The organism is Xenorhabdus eapokensis (genome assembly GCF_001908105.1).
This window is the reverse complement of the sequence record NZ_MKGQ01000171.1, coordinates 1-604: the sequence shown is the minus strand read 5'-3', so window position 1 is coordinate 604 and position 604 is coordinate 1. Positions and strand designations below refer to the sequence as shown.

At 45.4% G+C, this 604-nt stretch carries 1 pseudogene; it reads left to right on the top strand.

From position 1 onward, the window contains the following. The first annotated feature begins 164 nt into the window (after nucleotides 1-164). A pseudogene (locus Xedl_RS23865) lies at nucleotides 165-486 on the top strand (IS1 family transposase). Nucleotides 487-604: the final 118 nt, after the last annotated feature.

Below are 604 nucleotides of genomic sequence, written 5' to 3'. Positions count from 1 at the left end.
TGGGAAAAGCTGACTTTGATCCTGAAAGTGCTGGGTTATCCTTCAAGCTGGAAAGTCCATTCAATGTTCAATTCTTGCTGAATAGGTGTGACGACTGGGGTCTGTCGGGAGCCGGATGCGGTAGTTCTGCATGTCCGGTTCTGAGGAGGGATCTGCCCGGGTGACTGGGCAGGTCTACTCACCAACAATGGTCATTTGTCGGTAATAAGAAAAATCAACGCTGGCTCTGGTATGCCTGGGAGCCGAATAGGAAACGGGTAAGTGGCACATGTGTTTGGGGAGCGCAGCAGGAAAACGTTGAAAAAGCGGCTGGCTCTCTTGTCTCCTTTTACTATCCAGTTTTACTGTACAGATGATTATGCCGTTTACGATTGCCTGCCTCAGGAAAAACACCTCACGGGAAAGAAATTTACCCAACGTATCGAGAGAACAAATCTTACGCTTCGTATCCGGATAAAGAGGCTGAATAGAAAAACAATAGGTTAACGCGATGCTCGACTTTTAGGGTGAGTTGAAATGACATAGCCGCTCCTTTATAACTTTAAGTCGTCAAAAATAGAGAAATAAAGGAACAAAAGGCTATGTCACAGCAAGATTTTATCAT